Below are 14,023 nucleotides of genomic sequence, written 5' to 3' on the forward strand. Positions count from 1 at the left end.
GCGTTCTTCTCAACGCACCACGACGACTGAGGAGAACCCTGATGAGCAACCCCATCCCCGCCGGCTACCACTCGGTCACCCCGTGGATCATCTCGCGCGACACCGCGGGCGTGATCGACTTCCTCAAGCGGGTCTTCGACGCCGAGCTGATGGGCGAGCCGGTGTACGTCGAGGGCGGGAAGATCGGGCACGCCGAGGTCCGCGTCGGCGACTCGGTCGTCATGCTGTTCGACGCGCAGGACGACTGGATCGAGACCCCGGCGTACCTGCGGCTCTACGTCGAGGACAGCGTGGAGACGCAGCGCCGGGCCGTCGAGGCGGGCGCCGAAGAGGTCACGAAGCAGACCGAGCTCTTCTTCGGTGACCGCGTCGGCCGGGTCCGCGACCCGTTCGGCAACCTGTGGTGGATCCAGACCCGGCTGGTCGACCTCGACTTCCCCGAGATGGAACGCCGCATGAACGACCCGAAGTTCATCGAGGCCATGCGGTACGTCTCGGGTTCGAAGATCATTCCGAGTCGCTGAAGTCGGTAGGGTGGTGACAGCGACGCGGAGGTGAGCCGGTGGATCACCACCCACTCCGGGGCAACCCCGGGGAGCAAGACGACAGCGAGACACGGCGCCCCGCGCGAGCGCGGCATGCTTCGCGTACGGGTCCGCGCGGATGACAGGAGAAAAGTCACCTCCGCGTCGCTCCTCGGGCCGATGCCGGTCTGGCGGTGGCAGGTGGCCCGCTGGGCGACCTTCGACGACTGCGCCGCCGCGCTCGACCTGACGACCGGTGAACTCTCGTGGTTCGCCGACACGAAGGGCTGGAACCGGCGCCGGCGCGCGGCCGATCCGGTCCGGCACTACGGCCACCGGTGGATCCCGACCGCTTCGGGCGGGGTGCGGCTCATCGAGCGGCCGAAGCCGCGGCTCGCCGAACTGCAGCGGCGGATCCTGCGGCACGTCGTCGAGGCGCTGCCGGTGCACGAGGCCGCACACGGGTTCCGGCGCGGACGTTCGGCGATGTCGTGCGCCACCCCGCACGCCGGCCGGGAGACCGTGGTCAGGATGGATCTCGAAGGGTTCTTCCCGGCGGTGTCCGCGCGCCGGATCTCGGCCCTGCTCGCGCTCGCCGGGTACCCGCCCGCCGTGGCGGAAGCCCTCGCGGGCGTGCTCACCACGGCCGCCCCGCCCGACGTTCTCGCCGCCGTGCCCGAGGGGCGGCGGGATCCCGCGCGGGTGCGGCTGCTGAGGAACCTGGCGGCCACGCATCTGCCGCAAGGCGCGCCGTCCTCGCCCGCGGTGGCGAACGCGGTCACGCACCATCTGGACCGGCGGCTCGACGGTCTCGCACGGTCACTGGGCGCGGCCTACACGCGGTACGCCGACGATCTGGCGTTCTCCGGGGATTTCCTGCCGTTGCACCGGTTGCTGCCCGGCGTCCGGCGGATCGTGACCGACGAGGGCTTCCGGCTGCGGGACGACAAGACGTCGATCGCGGGCGCACACCAGCGGCAACGGGTCGCGGGCCTGGTGGTCAACAGCGCGCCCGCCGCGACGCGCGCCGACTACGACGCCCTGCGCGCGCTGCTCCACAACTGCGTCCGGACCGGGCCGGAGGCGCAGAACCGGGCCGCGCATCCGGACTTCCGTGCCCATCTGCTCGGCCGTATCGGCTGGATCGCCGCGTCGTCGGGGGCGCGGGCGGCGAAGCTGCGCGCGTTGTTCGACGGGATCACCTGGGCTTGAGCGGGTATGCGATCCTGAACGGGTGATCGAGACCGCGGAAGACTACCGAGAAGCCGTCCTTTCCCAGCAATGGTGGGAAAAACGCAGTTTCGTCGGCTGTGACTTCACCGAGGCCGACCTGCGCGGGCTGCGCACCCAGGGCTGCACCTTCGACCAATGCGACTTCACCAAGGTCGACTTCGAGGGCTCACGCCACGAGGCGTCGGCGTTCCGGTCCTGCACCTTCGACCGCAGTGTGCTCGCCGGTACCCGGTGGAGCTCCTGTTCGATGCTCGGATCGTCCTTTGTGGACTGCCGATTCCAGAAGGTCGCGTTCACCGAATGCGATCTCTCGCTGGTCTCGCTGAGCCGCAATCGACTGTCCAAAGTGGATCTCTCCGGGCTGCGGCTGCGCGAGGCCAACCTGACCGAGGCGGACCTCACCGGCGCCGATCTGCGCGGCGCCGACCTCACCGGTGCCCGGCTGGCCGGAGCGAAATTCGAAGGTGCCGACCTGCGCGGAGCGCGGATCGACGCCAACGGCCTGGTGCAGGCGAATCTCGCGGGCGTCCACGTCGACACCGAGACCGCGGTGGCCTACGCCGCCGCACACGGCCTCGTCATCCACTGACCCCCTGGACGCTATGAAAGGCCCGTTACTTGCAAATTTTGCAAGTAACGGGCCTTTCATAGCACGCGAGGTGACTAGTCGATCGGCGGTTCGCCCGGGTCCAGCTCGATGAGGTCGCCCTCGGCGAGCAGTTCCTCGATGGACGCCGGCAGCAGGTACGCCGACCCACCACCGGGCTGGTTGAACCACGGGATCGCGACACCGGCCAGCGCTTCGAGCGGACGTTGCACGCGGTACACGTGGTACGGCCGGTTCACCCACTCCGGCACGAGCGAGCGCTCCTCGAACGGCGTCCCGGCCGCGTAGGTCAGGTTGCCGTTCGGGCCACCGAAGCGGTCCAGCTCGCTGCCCGCGGGCAGCTCACGCAGTTCCTTGCCGCGGAACAGCGTCAGCGGCGGCTCGCCGTTGAGCGGCGAGATCGGCCAGTTCTGCTTGGCGTCGGGAGGTCCGGCCGCCGAGACCTGCGGGCGGGCCGGTTCCTCGCGCCGCATCGGCGGCGGAGGCGGCGTCACCGGTGGTTCGCGCCGGGGCGGGGCGGGCGGCGGGCTCGCCAGCGCCGGGTTCGGCGGCCGCACCGGAGGCGCGGGCGGGACCGGTGCGGGGGCGGGCTCGTCGTCCAGATCGTCCCCGAGCAGTTCCTCGGCCGTCGTGAACGCCGTCTGCTCCTGTGCCGGGATCGACTCCCGCGGCGGCACCGGATGGGAACCGGTCGCGATCTCGGGGGAGAGCGTCGTCAGCACGGGCCGGGCCGGAGCCGGAGGCGGCTCCTCGACCGGCTGCTCTTCGACGGCGGCAGGCTCGTCGAAGTGCGGCTCGTCGGCGGGCGGAGCACCGTTCGGGTTCAGCAGGACCTTGCCGAGCATGAACGCGGCCGCGTCCTCGGCGTCACCGAACACCGCCGGATTGGTCAGCTTCCCGTCGTACCAGCCGACCCGCCAGCCGCCGCCGTCCACCTGCTCGACGCTCCAGCCGTGCTCCGCGGGGCCGCCGATGCGGTAGACGTCTTCGGGCACGTCGAGGTCGTCGAACTTCGACTGCAGCTCGTTCAGCGCCGGCACCGGGTGCTCGTCGCGGCGAGGCCGCTCCGGGGCGGCGCGGCGCGGCGCTTCTTCACGCTGCGGTTCGGGCTCCGGGCGGGACACAGGGGCGGTAGCAAAGGTCCCCCGCTCCTGCGGTGGGCCGTCGACCTGCGTGACCTCGGAGTCCGAGAGCGGAGGAACGTCGGGCTCCGCGTCGTGCGTCAGGAGGGGCAGCTCAGGACCGGCGTCGGCCTGCTCGACGGGCGTGTAGCCGGTGGTCGACTCCAGCTCGGGGGGCGTGTACGGCTGGTTCTCCTCCTGCGAGGGGTACGCGTCCTGAGCTTCCTCGCGAGGCTGCTCGTAGGCGTCGACCTGCGGGGCCCGCGCGTACGTGGTGGCCTCCGGGTCGGCGACCTGAGGCTCCGGCTCGGGCTCCGCGTGCTGATGCGGCGCGTCGTCCTGTCGGGCCTCGTCGGTGTACGCGTCCTGTTCGGACTCGCGGAAGGGCGCCTCTTCGTGCGCGTACTGGTCCTCGTAGCCGGCTTCGTACTGCTGCTCGGCGGCGGCTTCGTGGAAGTCCTGCGCTTGGTAGTCCTGGGTGTCGTAGTCCTCTTCGTACCGCTGGGCCTGCTCGGCCTGGTCCGGAACGCTCGCCTCGGCCGCGGGAACGGCCGCCGCGGCGGCGACCGGTGCCGCGGCCGCGGCCGCCACCACCGCGGGGTCCGGGCCCTGCTGGTGCGGCGGCGGGACGGGCGGCTGAGCGGCCTGGTTCGGGCCGGGACCCGCGGGACCGTTGGGTCCCGGCTGACCGGGCCCGCCCTGGTTGACCGCGGGCTGCTGCGGCGGCACGGGTCCGTTCGGTCCTGGGCCGTTCTGCGAGAGGCCGTTCTGGGGCGGGCCCTGCGGAGGCGGGCCCCCGGGCCCACCCGGGCCGCCGTTGGGGCCACCCGGGCCGTTGGGGCGCTGCTGCGGGGGCGGATTCCCCCGGGTGAGGTACCCCGCAGCGGCCTGCAGCGTCGGGTCGTCGACCTCCGGCAGCGTGAAGCCGTTCTGCCGGACGTGGTCGATCAGGTCGAGCTCCGGCGAAACGCCGTACTCGCGCAGGTAGAAGTTGACGGCGGCGGGCCAGATCCACTGTCCGTCGCTGTGGAAGGCGACCGGGACGGTGGCCTCGGGGGTCTGCGCGAGCCTGTCGATGTCGTAGCCGCGCTCGGTGACCACCAGCGGCGCGTGGTCGAGGTATTCGAGCAGCCTGTCCTGCTCCTCGATCTCCAGGTCGGGCCGGTTGATCACCGGACGCCCGGCCGGGCCGATGGTGTCGAAGATGCGGGCGATGCGGAAATGCGGTCCGGGCTGCTCGGGGCTGAGGCCGGACATGCGCCGGATCAGCCATTCGGGCACGTTCTCCTCGGAGCGGGGGAACATGCGCAGTTCGTCGGAGAGTGCCTGCGGAGGCGGCGCGAGGCGCCACTGGGGCTCGTCGCGGTTGTACTCGAGGTTGTAGCTGGACGGGTGATCGAGCTGGTACCGGGCGTTGAACCAGGTGCCGCGGCCGTCGCGGTACATCCCGGCACGCAGCCTGCCGAACAGCGTCGCGATGTCGTGGGTCGCGACCCACTCGTGCGCGGTGCCGTCCTCGGTGATGATCTCGCCGGTCATCTCGTGGTACCTGCCGACGGCTCGGTACTCGGCGGTCACCTTCCGCCAATCACGAGGCGCGGCCCGCAGCAGGGCGAGGCCGATCTGCTTGACCAGGGTGTCCTGCTCGGTCGCGTTCAGCTGAGTCGTCGGTTGTGCCACGGTCACATTTTGACCGTATCCGCGCTCGTGTGCACCCCGCATGTGGGTTTTGCCGCTCTTGACAATGTGGAAGACGCCCTGACCTGCTGCCGGATGACTCACCCGGGATACTGACGGCGTGACCCGATTTGCCCGCGAGGCCGTGAAGGACGAGGACTGATGACGTTGGCCGGACAGCGGCGTGACCGTGGGGCACTGCTCCATCACCTGCCGTTCCTGCTGGTGATGCTGGTGGTGGCCGTCGCCGCCCTGCGGATCGGGCAGTACCACTGGCGTCAGGGGGCCGCGCTGATCGGCGGGGCGCTGATGCTCGCGGGGCTGCTGAGGGCGGTCCTGCCGAACGCGAAGGCCGGGCTGCTGGCGATCCGGGGCAAGCCGGTCGACGTCCTGACTTATGGCGCGCTTTCTGTCTTGATCCTTTTCATCGCCTTCACGATCACCGGCGGCCCTCTGTCCTGAGAGGACCGCCGGTGGCCGATCAGGAGGCCATGGCGGGCGTGAGCCGGGCTTCGCGGCGGTCGAGGCCACCGGAGACGACGGCCAGCGAAAGTCCCAGCACGGCCAGCGAGGCGCCGACCCAGTTGGGGGCGACCAGGCCGAGGCCGCCCGCGATCACCAGGCCGCCGAGGTAGGCGCCGATCGAGTTCGCGATGTTGAACGCCGACTGCACGGCCGCGGAGACCAGCGACGGCGTCCCGCCGGCCTTCTCCATGATCCGGGCCTGCATCATCGGGCCGATCATGAAACCGGCGAGGCCGACGAAGAAGATCGTCACCGCCGCGCCGACCTTCCCGTTCGCGGTGAAGGTGAAGATCGCCAGCACCGTGGCCAGTCCGAACAGCGAGACGTAGAGGCTCGGCATCAGCGCCTTGTCGGCGAGTCTGCCGCCGAGGTAGTTGCCGATCGTCATGCCGACCCCGGCCAGCGAGAGCAGCAGGGTGACGTCCGACGGCGAGTAGCCGGTGACGTCGGTCAGCATCGGCGCGATGTAGGACAGGCAGGCGAACACGCCGCCCAGGCCGAAGGTGACGATCGCGAGCGCGAGCCACACCTGCGGACGGCGGAAGGCGCCGAGTTCGCCGCGCAGCGATGGCTCGACCGGTTTGCCCTGGTGGGGGACCAGTTTCGCGATCGCGGCCATGGCGACCAGGCCGATCACCGCGACGACGCCGAAGGTCGCGCGCCAGCCGACCTTCTGGCCGAGCAGCGTCCCCAGCGGGACGCCGACGACGTTGGCCAGGGTCAGGCCCATGAACATCATCGAGACGGCCTTGGCGCGTTCGCCCGGCTTGGCCAGGCTGGACGCGACGACCGCGCCGGCGCCGAAGAACGCGCCGTGCGGCAGGCCGGCGAGGAAGCGGAAGGCGACGCCGAACTCCTGGTTCGGCGACAGTGCGAAGAGGACGTTGCCGAGCGTGAACAGCCCCATCATCGCCAGCAGCATGGTCTTGCGCGGCAGCCGGACGGCGACCGCGGTGAGCAGCGGGGCGCCGACCACGACGCCGAGGGCGTAACCGGAGATCAGGTAGCCGGCGGACGGGATCGACACGCCGAAATCGGCGGCGGCTTCGGGCAGCACGCCCATCATGACGAATTCGGTGGTCCCGATGCCGAAGGCACCGATGGCGAGCGCGAGCAGCGCGACGGGCACGGCTCTCCCTTCGAGGGTCGTACGTGAGTAAACGATTACTCGCCCACCGTCGCGGATGGGCAACTGAATCGATTTAGGTCTCGGACACAAAAGAAGACAGCGCGTTCGGCCCCGACGTCGACGAGCTGTCCTGCGTCCAGTTCAACGGATCACGGGGGCTTTTGTCATCCCGGTTTCGGGTGAGGCTGCCCACCCTCAGCGGCGGGCGGCGAGCACTCCCTGGAGGAGGCCGGGGAAGAGCTCGTCGAGATCGTTGCGGCGCAAGGAGTTGTAGCGCGCGGTGCCCTGCTGGCGGCCCATGATGATGCCTGCTTCGCGCAGGGTGCGCAGGTGATGAGTGAGTGTGGACTTGGTCACGGCGACGTCGAAACCGCTGCACGAGATCTCGGTGCCGGGTTCGGCCAGCTGGCGGACCATGTCGAGCCGCACCGGGTCGGCGAGTGCGGAGAGGACCGCCTCGATCCGGATCTCGTCCTGCCCGGGGTAGACGTACTGCGGGGTCGTGGTCGCGGCCATCCGTCCATAGTACGACGCCCCTCGAACTTTCCGCGAGTTCGTAGTACGGTCTCCATCGAACTACGACAACCGTCGAACAACGACCCCCATGCGCCTTTAGCGGGCTAAACGCGATCCGGCGCCGGCCGGGTGCCCCGCGACCCAGGTCGACTTTCGCGGGCTAATCGCGATCCGGGCGGCACCTGGGCGACCGGGGCCCGGAGCGACTTCCGCCCCCTAATCGCGATCTCGGCTGGGAGCGGGACCGGGCGCAAAAGGGGGTCTGGAGCTGGGGAGTCATGACTTTCGCACCACCCAGGACCGCGGTGCTGGCGCTCGGCACCTTCGCGGTCGGCACCAGCGGCTACGTCGTCGCCGGGCTGCTGCCCGCGCTGACCGGTGAGCTCGGGGTCTCCGAGACCGCCGCCGCGCAACTGGTCACCGCCTTCGCCATCGCGTACGCCGTCGGCTCACCGCTGTTCGCCGCGGTCACGGGCCGCTGGGAACGGCGGACGCTCCTGGTCGCCGCCCTCGTCGTCACCGCCATCGGCAACGCCCTCGCCGCCCTCGCACCCGGCTACGTGACCCTGCTCCTCGCGCGGGTCGTGACCGCGATCGGCGCGGCGGTCTTCACCCCGGCCGCGAGCGCCGTCGCCGCCGAACTCACCTCGCCGGAACGCCGGGGCCGCGCGGTCGCGCTCGTCTTCGGCGGCCTGACCATCGCGACGATCCTGGGGGTCCCGCTCGGCAGCGTGCTTTCGCAGAGCGTCGGCTACCAGGCCGTCTTCGGACTCGTCGCGGCCTTCTCGCTTTTCGGCGCCTTCGCGGTCCGGATGGTCTTGCCCGCCGTCCCGGCGCCGCCTCCGGTCCGCCTGGCCGAACGGTTCACCGTCGCCAAGGACCCGCGCGTCCTCGCCATGCTCGGCGCGACCGTGCTCGGCTGCCTCGCCGCGTTCTCCGTCTACACCTTCATCTCGCCGGTCCTGTCCGCCACGGCGGGCGTCCACGGCACGACGGTCAGCCTGCTGCTGTTCGTCTACGGCGCCGGCGGCGCGCTCGGCAACGTCCTCGGCGGCCGCGCGACCGACCGCTGGGGCGCCAGGGGACCGCTGCTGGTCGTGTTCGCCGGGATCACCGTGGTCCTCGCGCTGTTGCCGCTGGTGGCGACCAGCATCGCGGGCGCGGCCTTCGTGCTGTTCCTCTGGGGACTGGCCACCTGGTCGATCAACCCGCCAATCCAGCACCGCCTGATCGAACTCTCCAGCCAGAACGCCGGTCTCGTCCTCTCCCTCAACGCGTCCGCCATCTATCTCGGCGTCGGCCTCTCCGGCCTGGTCGGGGGAGCGGTGCTCAGCGGCGGCGGACCGCTCCTGCTGCCCGAGATCGCGGCGGTACTGACCGCGATCGCCGCTCTCGTGGTCGTGGCGGGCTGGCGAAGCCGCGTGAGGCAGCCCGCTTTGGCCGAGTGACGCCTAATCGCCGCGGGACTGGACCACGCAATCAGGACCGGGGAAGACCAGTCCTTCGTGCCCGTCGGTGAACCGGACGAGATACGGCGGGCCACCGTGTTCGCCGCGTACTTCGAGGATTTCGCCGCGCTGTCCAACGGATCCCACCGTGCGCCCGTGCACGTGGATCTCGTCTCCGACGGTCGCCTGCATGACTACCACCTCCGAGGCTTCAAGGTTAGGAGTGCCGGAGGTGATCCCGCTACAGTGTGGGCATGATCCTCGAAATCCTTGGAGGCGCGACGCCTCACGGCCGGTGAGCCCGTCGATCCGGGTCCGCACACCGTCGGAACTGCGTGCGGCCAGAAGAAGGAAAACCCACTCCTGCTGGGGACATCTCGTCGCGGCACCGCTGTGGCCGCTGCACGGCGCGAATCTCGGCACCCTTTTGCGAACCTGTGACGCGGTGGGCGCCTGCCTCGCCGTGCCGAGGTTTCCGTGGGTGCCGGAGGCACTGCGCCGCGGGAACACGTTGCGGCGCCCGGCTTGTGTGCACTGGGTCCACGACCCGCCGGGCTGGCTGACGCGGGAGCGGGCGGCGGGCACGGCGATCGTCGGTGTCGAACTGGCCGACGAAGCCGTGCGCCTCGCCGATCTCCCGTCCGCACGGGGCCGGACGATCGTCGTGCTGGGCCACGAGCAACAGGGCATTCCGCCGGAAGCGCTCGATCTGCTCGACACCGTCGTCGAAATCCCGATGGTGGGCATCGGGGCGAGCCTCAACGTCGCCGTCGCGGGCAGTCTCGTGTTGTACAAAATGGCGGGCCTGCTGTGACCGTCGCCGATAAGCTGCCCGGATGACCGACGTGCTCGACACAGTGGCGGGGAAGAGCGGCGAATTGGTACTTCGCCGGGCCGGGAACGATTTCGAGGTCATCGCCAACGGTGTCTTCCTGATGGACACCCGGAACGGGGAATCCGAACGGCTGCTCGTCTCGGTGGCCGCCGATCTGGTGCCGGGCAAGGCGCGCATGCTGATCGGCGGCCTCGGCGTCGGCTATTCGCTGCGCGCCGCGCTGGATCACCCCGGTGTCGGCGAGATCGTGGTCGTCGAGCGCGAAGCCGCGGTGATCGGCTGGAACCGCGAGGGCCCGCTCAAGGACGTCCACGACGACGCCCTTTCCGACGAGCGGGTCACCGTCGTCGAGGCCGATCTGGTGAAGTGGTTGCGCCGGACGGAGGAGCGGTTCGACGCGCTGTGCCTGGACATCGACAACGGTCCTGAGTGGACGGTCACCGACGGCAACGCGAAGCTGTACCGGAGCGACGGGCTCGACATGCTCGCCGCGCGGCTGCGGCCCGGCGGCGTGCTCGCGGTGTGGAGCGCGGAGTCGGCGCCGTCGTTCGCGAGGCGGCTGCGAGCGCGGTTCAGTGAGGTGCGGGAGCTGAAGATCCCGGTGCCGCAAGGTGAACCGGACGTCCTGTGGTTCGCGCGGGCGTAGCGGACGCCGCGCGCGTCAACGCCCGCTGGTGCGACACGGTCTGCCGGGCACACGGATTCGCGGGGACCTTCACCCGTCACGTCTGGAAGTCGGCACGCCGGACGCCACCGCTGTACCCGGACGCGGTGACCCTGACGCCGGACGCGACGATGCCGGAAGTGCTGGAAGGGATCGACACTTCGCCGGGCTGTTCGGTGAAGGACAGCTTCGGCTGCCTCGATCTTTCGCACGAGGGTTTCGAGGTGCTCTTCGAAGCCACGTGGATCAGCCGTACGGCCCAGGTGTCCCTCGAACCGGGCTGGTCCCGGGACGATGACCGGTTCGGCGATCCGTCCGTCGCGGTGTGGTCCGACGGTGCCTCGGGGGTGACGGCCAACCGTGACGGCGACTTCGCCGGACTGTCCAATTTGCACACTCGCGGCGCTCTCGACGACGCCTGGCGTGGCGCGACCTCGGCCGTCGCGGCGAGTTTCCCCGGTTCGCCGATCACCGGCTACGAACGCGGCGACGATCTCGACGCGGCCCTGCGGAACGGCTACACGGCACTCGGGCCGCTGCGGGTGTGGCTGAAATGATGCCCGGATGGAGATCACGACCTGGCACCTCGAACAGACCTCGCCGGACGACCTGAGCGCGGCGAAACCGCCCGCCGTCCCGGTGACGGTCACCCGCGCCGAGCTGGTCAGCCCCGAGCTGAACCGCTACCTCTACTCCGCCGTCGGCGGCGACTGGTTCTGGATCGACAGGCTCGGCTGGACGTGGTCGCAGTGGATCGAGTGGCTGGAGAAGCCGGGCGTCGAGACCTGGGTCGCGTACGCGCAGGGAACGCCGTGCGGCTACTTCGAACTCGACGGCAGCGGCGATGGTGACGTCGAACTGGCGTACTTCGGCCTGATGTCGTCCTTCGTCGGGAAGGGCATCGGAGGGCACCTGCTCACCGTCGCGCTCCGGGAGGCCTGGGCGCTCGCGGAGCGCTGGCCAGGCAAGACGGCGACGCGTCGCGTGACCGTCCACACCTGCACCACCGACGGCCCCGCCGCGCTCAAGAACTACCAGGCCCGCGGCTTCCGGCTGTTCCGCACCGAAACCGAGCAGGCCGAACTGCCCGCGGAGACGCCGGGGCCTTGGCCAGGAGCCGCGAAGAAGTAGCTACTTCGCGGGCGCCTTGGCAGCGGCCTTCGCCGCCTTCTTGAACGCCCGCACCTCGCCGAGGGTTTTCGTGTCGACGACGTCGGCGATCGAACGCCGGGAGCCGCGGTCGCCGTAGGAGCCGGTGGCCGCGCGCCAGCCCTTCGGCTGCACGCCGAGCTGTTTGCCGAGCAGCGCGAGGAAGATCGCGGCCTTCTGGTCGCCGTAGCCGGGCAGCGCCTTGAGCCGCTTGAGGACCTCGGGGCCGTCCGGCTTGGGGCGTCCGGCGGTCCAGATCCCGGCGGCGTCGCCGTCGTAGTGTTCGACGACGTGCTCCGCGAGGTCCTTCACGCGCCGGGCCATCGAACCGCCGTAGCGGTGGATCGCGGGCGGGACCACACAGAGCTCGACAAAGGTCTCGGTGTCCATCGCGTGGATCTTCTTGATGTCGAAACCGTCCATCCGGTCCGCGATCTTCTGCGGGCCGCGGAACGCGTGTTCCATCGGGAACTGCTGGTCGAGAAGCATCCCGACGAGCAGCGCGAACGGGTCTTCGGTCAGCAGCCGGTCCGCTTCCTCGTCCCCGACCAGGTGCAATGCGCGCGTCATGCGCCCAGGATCTCATGACTGGGACCCAACGTCACCTGCGGCATTGCGGCTCTACCGCTGATCCAGATCGGTGGTAGAGCCTTATTTCCCTGGAAAACGGCGAGTGGGTGGGCTAAGTTTTCGAGTTCAACGAAGGCATGAGGGTGGGAGCAAGGCGTGCAGGAAGACCTCTTCGAAAATGATCTTGACGTGGATGGCGCCGATGATCAATCGGAACCCTTGGAGATAAGTCTTTCTGAGCGTCGGCTAGTTACTCAACCTTACGATCTTTCGCTTGCCACGTTGGTTGACGACATTGATCGCAGTCGACTTTTGTTGAATATCGAGTATCAAAGAAAGTATGTATGGGATCGCGCCAAGGCGAGCAGGCTGATTGAGAGTTTTTTGATCAACATCCCGGTCCCGGTTTGCTATTTTGCAGAAAATGAAGATGGTACCTATGAGGTGATCGACGGCCTTCAGCGAATAACTACGATCAAGAAGTTTTTAGAGGACGAATTTCCTTTGCGGGGTGTATCTGTTCTTCGGGAGCTGGACGGGCTGACATTTTCACAGATGTCACCCAAGGACCAGCGTCGACTTCAAAATCGGACAGTGCGCTGTATTGTTATCACGGAGGACTCGCATCCCGACATTAAATTTGATGTCTTCGAGAGGCTTAATACTGGTTCTGCCAGGCTGGCGCATCAAGAGCTGCGGAATTGCATCTATCGCGGGGAGCTAAATACATCGCTTAAGGAGCTGGCGGAAAATGCGTACTTCACGGGAATTCTGGGTGGGCTACAGAATCAGCGAATGGAGTACGCCGAGCTTGCTTTGAGGTTCTTCGCATTGTATGACGACTTTAGCTCATATAGGCCACCGCTGCGGCAACTGTTGAACGGATACATGCGCGATCATAGGAAGGAGCGCCCCAAGAAGGGTGAACTCCAAGTTTTTGAAGACACTTGTAGAACTGTGTCTTACATTTTTGGAAAAGAAGCTTTCCGGCTGCCTGCCAAGAGCGCGGGCAAGCAGCTCGGCGCCTTTAATAAGGCGCTCTTTGATGCAATCATGCTGCCGCTGGCTTATGCGGATAGATCTCAAGCGATTAAGAATGGGGATCAAGTCCGTCAGCTTCGGCAGCAGCTCATAACTGACGACGACTTTAGTACGGCGATTGGCCGAGCGACAGCTGACCGACTTAGAATGCGAACCAGGACTCATGCATTTGCCGACGGCTTGAAACGCATAGGAGTTCCATGTGATCTTCCGCTGATTGCGCTCAAGTGAGGCTTCTGATGGGTGATTACAAAACGGAGTCCTTGAAAAGCTTTATTGACAGTATGCAGGAAGTTGAGATTCTTTTGAGGGCTGAAGAGCGCCCTGAAAAGTCTCTCCCTGAGCCCGGAGATCGACGGGATAGTCGAGATCTGAAGAATGCCCTATCGCGAGCTGGTCTAGTCATGCTTGTTGCTCACTTTGAGGGCTTCGTGAAGTCGTCGCTCGCAGAGTTTGTGGACGCCATATGTGATGCCAAACCACCTTCTCGGAGGGTGCCAGATGCCCTGTTGGAGCTCTTTACCAAAGAGAGAATACAAGAGCTTTCCCGGACTGATGACAGGAAGCAGCGTGCCCTCCGTACTCGCCGTCTCTTTGCTGTCTACTCTGATTTATGGGACGAAGATCGAAGTATTAACCCGAAATTGATTTCGGGCGCAATTCTTGCGCGACAATTTACTAATGCGGGCCCTGAGTCGCTGGGAGCGGCATTAGTGTTAACAGGAGTCGAAGATCCCATTGGTGACATTCAAGGATACGTGTGCTCGCGGGGGAGTTTACCAAACGTCAATGTTGGCGTTAAGCTGCAAGAGATCGTGGGTAAAAGAAATAAAATTGCGCATGGCGACTTGACTGAAAAGCCTGTCTATTCCGAAGTGCGCGACTATCTAATCTTTCTCTTGAAGGTTGCGGAGGCGATTGATAAGCTGATTTCAGAAAGAATAGAATATAGTTGTTCGCTGCGATAGTTGCGTTGAGCGCAAT

Annotated in this window: 16 protein-coding genes; 11 read left to right on the plus strand and 5 right to left on the minus strand. The window is 67.4% G+C overall.

Annotated elements, in window-relative coordinates:
* Positions 1-41 precede the first annotated feature (41 nt).
* The 3 genes from ACLJPX_RS34265 to ACLJPX_RS34275 all read left to right on the plus strand — a co-directional run bounded on the left by ACLJPX_RS34265 (position 42) and on the right by ACLJPX_RS34275 (position 2,346).
* The gene (locus ACLJPX_RS34265; protein ID WP_410604510.1) at positions 42-524 is read left to right on the plus strand and encodes a VOC family protein; all 483 of its coding nucleotides are present in this window, start codon (positions 42-44) and stop codon (positions 522-524) included.
* Between the two features lie 180 nt (positions 525-704).
* Positions 705-1,736, plus strand: a complete 1,032-nt coding sequence (locus ACLJPX_RS34270; protein ID WP_410604511.1) for a reverse transcriptase family protein — start codon at positions 705-707, stop codon at positions 1,734-1,736.
* Positions 1,737-1,758: 22 nt separating this feature from the next.
* Complete coding sequence (locus ACLJPX_RS34275) at positions 1,759-2,346, plus strand: pentapeptide repeat-containing protein (protein WP_410604512.1); 588 nt, start codon at positions 1,759-1,761, stop codon at positions 2,344-2,346.
* Between the two features lie 74 nt (positions 2,347-2,420).
* Here the strand turns inward: ACLJPX_RS34275 and ACLJPX_RS34280 are convergent, their stop codons facing one another.
* A complete protein-coding gene (locus ACLJPX_RS34280; RefSeq protein ID WP_410604513.1) occupies positions 2,421-5,207 on the minus strand; it encodes a glycohydrolase toxin TNT-related protein in 2,787 nt (928 codons plus the stop codon).
* Between the two features lie 117 nt (positions 5,208-5,324).
* Here ACLJPX_RS34280 and ACLJPX_RS34285 point away from each other — a divergent pair, with 117 nt between their 5' ends.
* The gene (locus tag ACLJPX_RS34285) at positions 5,325-5,624 is read left to right on the plus strand and encodes a DUF3017 domain-containing protein (RefSeq protein WP_101612270.1); all 300 of its coding nucleotides are present in this window, start codon (positions 5,325-5,327) and stop codon (positions 5,622-5,624) included.
* 19 nt (positions 5,625-5,643) lie between these two features.
* Here ACLJPX_RS34285 and ACLJPX_RS34290 read toward each other — a convergent pair whose 3' ends face one another.
* Complete coding sequence (locus ACLJPX_RS34290) at positions 5,644-6,816, minus strand: MFS transporter (protein WP_410604514.1); 1,173 nt, start codon at positions 6,814-6,816, stop codon at positions 5,644-5,646.
* Positions 6,817-7,011: 195 nt separating this feature from the next.
* Complete coding sequence (locus ACLJPX_RS34295) at positions 7,012-7,332, minus strand: ArsR/SmtB family transcription factor (RefSeq protein WP_410604515.1); 321 nt, start codon at positions 7,330-7,332, stop codon at positions 7,012-7,014.
* Positions 7,333-7,610: 278 nt separating this feature from the next.
* Here ACLJPX_RS34295 and ACLJPX_RS34300 point away from each other — a divergent pair, with 278 nt between their 5' ends.
* Positions 7,611-8,780 carry an MFS transporter gene (locus ACLJPX_RS34300; RefSeq protein ID WP_410604516.1) on the plus strand — a complete coding sequence of 390 codons (1,170 nt, stop codon included), beginning with the start codon at positions 7,611-7,613 and terminating at the stop codon, positions 8,778-8,780.
* 3 nt (positions 8,781-8,783) lie between these two features.
* On the opposite strand, the gene ACLJPX_RS34305 is transcribed toward ACLJPX_RS34300, so the two are convergent.
* A complete protein-coding gene (locus tag ACLJPX_RS34305) occupies positions 8,784-8,972 on the minus strand; it encodes a DUF1918 domain-containing protein (RefSeq protein WP_101612274.1) in 189 nt (62 codons plus the stop codon).
* A 103-nt stretch (positions 8,973-9,075) separates the two neighbouring features.
* Between ACLJPX_RS34305 and ACLJPX_RS34310 the strand changes: the two genes are divergently transcribed.
* From ACLJPX_RS34310 to ACLJPX_RS34325, 4 genes are read left to right on the plus strand one after another with little or no spacing between them, the layout of a single operon-like run.
* The gene (locus ACLJPX_RS34310) at positions 9,076-9,594 is read left to right on the plus strand and encodes a TrmH family RNA methyltransferase (RefSeq protein ID WP_233223092.1); all 519 of its coding nucleotides are present in this window, start codon (positions 9,076-9,078) and stop codon (positions 9,592-9,594) included.
* 22 nt (positions 9,595-9,616) lie between these two features.
* Positions 9,617-10,261 carry a spermidine synthase gene (locus tag ACLJPX_RS34315; protein WP_101612275.1) on the plus strand — a complete coding sequence of 215 codons (645 nt, stop codon included), beginning with the start codon at positions 9,617-9,619 and terminating at the stop codon, positions 10,259-10,261.
* Entirely contained in the window at positions 10,243-10,836 is a 594-nt protein-coding gene (locus ACLJPX_RS34320) for a hypothetical protein (protein ID WP_410604517.1), read from the plus strand. Before ACLJPX_RS34315 ends, ACLJPX_RS34320 begins: the two co-directional genes overlap by 19 nt.
* A gap of 7 nt (positions 10,837-10,843) precedes the next feature.
* Positions 10,844-11,410, plus strand: coding sequence for a GNAT family N-acetyltransferase (locus ACLJPX_RS34325; protein ID WP_410604518.1), 567 nt, complete (start codon positions 10,844-10,846; stop codon positions 11,408-11,410).
* On the opposite strand, the gene ACLJPX_RS34330 is transcribed toward ACLJPX_RS34325, so the two are convergent.
* Positions 11,411-11,998 carry an HhH-GPD-type base excision DNA repair protein gene (locus tag ACLJPX_RS34330; RefSeq protein ID WP_410604519.1) on the minus strand — a complete coding sequence of 196 codons (588 nt, stop codon included), beginning with the start codon at positions 11,996-11,998 and terminating at the stop codon, positions 11,411-11,413. It abuts the gene before it with no gap.
* A gap of 156 nt (positions 11,999-12,154) precedes the next feature.
* Between ACLJPX_RS34330 and ACLJPX_RS34335 the strand changes: the two genes are divergently transcribed.
* Together ACLJPX_RS34335 and ACLJPX_RS34340 are read left to right on the plus strand one after the other, a co-directional pair.
* Positions 12,155-13,270, plus strand: a complete 1,116-nt coding sequence (locus ACLJPX_RS34335) for a DUF262 domain-containing protein (protein WP_410604520.1) — start codon at positions 12,155-12,157, stop codon at positions 13,268-13,270.
* Between the two features lie 8 nt (positions 13,271-13,278).
* Complete coding sequence (locus ACLJPX_RS34340; RefSeq protein ID WP_410604521.1) at positions 13,279-14,007, plus strand: MAE_28990/MAE_18760 family HEPN-like nuclease; 729 nt, start codon at positions 13,279-13,281, stop codon at positions 14,005-14,007.
* Positions 14,008-14,023: the final 16 nt, after the last annotated feature.

Source organism: Amycolatopsis sp. lyj-90, from assembly GCF_046549035.1.
Lineage (GTDB): Bacteria > Actinomycetota > Actinomycetes > Mycobacteriales > Pseudonocardiaceae > Amycolatopsis.